Source organism: Ruminiclostridium papyrosolvens C7 (assembly GCF_000421965.1).
GTDB lineage: Bacteria > Bacillota > Clostridia > Acetivibrionales > DSM-1351 > Ruminiclostridium > Ruminiclostridium papyrosolvens_A.
The window spans coordinates 1-877 of sequence record NZ_ATAY01000027.1; the positions used below are offsets into that span (position 1 = coordinate 1).

1 protein-coding gene is annotated in these 877 nt (G+C 40.1%); it reads right to left on the bottom strand.

Annotation, left to right across the window (positions count from 1 at the left end; all coding sequences use genetic code 11):
- Nucleotides 1-877 (bottom strand): condensation domain-containing protein (locus tag L323_RS29220; RefSeq protein WP_038275533.1); only part of this gene is annotated, 877 nt, incomplete at both ends.

Here is an 877-nt window from a genome sequence, read left to right on the forward strand (position 1 = left end):
AATCATCTCTACACTGCGTTCCGTCATAATCGCCACGAAATCATTTTTCCCTATGCCCATATGACGGAGCCTGCCTGCAAGACAATTTGCTCTTCTGTTTAATTCTCCGTATGTAACCTTATCTTCTCCGAATATTACTGCCAGATTGTCCGGGGAGCATTCCACCATCTTCTCAAACAGCTCCGCCATGACCTTGTCCTTTGGAAAATCGATATCTGTTTTATTAAAGTCAAACAGAATACTCTTCTTTTCATTCTCATCCAAAACTTCAATTGTACCAATGAGCTGTTCAGAGTCTGAGACTATTTCCTTAACAAGGTTGATATAGTGATTTTTCAGAAGCTCCGCCGTTTCTTCTGTGTATAAGTCTTCACAATACTCTAAAACAATCTTGTATCCGTCCCGTTGTCTGGTGACAATTACGGATAAATCAAACCTTGCCGCCCTGTGCCATTCACACTTGTCAAGCTCCTCCATTTCCATTGTGTTAAAGCTTCCGGTACCATGATCATAATTTTGCAAAACGAACATTATGTCAAACAAGGGATTTCTGGAGGATTCCCTGTTTACACTCACTGCCTCTATCAGCTTTTCAAATGGGTAGTCCTGATTTTCATATGCATTCAGGCATATTTCTTTTATCTCACTCAGAAACTCAGAATACCTTTTTGTTTTTTCCGGCTTTCCCCGGAATGCCAGTGTATTTACAAACATGCCGGGGATATTTTGAGTGTCTTTGTGAGTTCTTCCCGACATAGGGCTGCCTATGACTATATCCTGCTGTCCGGTATATTTTGACAGTAGGATCATAAGTGCACTCATAAATATCATGTAATCTGTTGTTTCTGTTTTACGTTGGATTTTCTCAATATCTTCA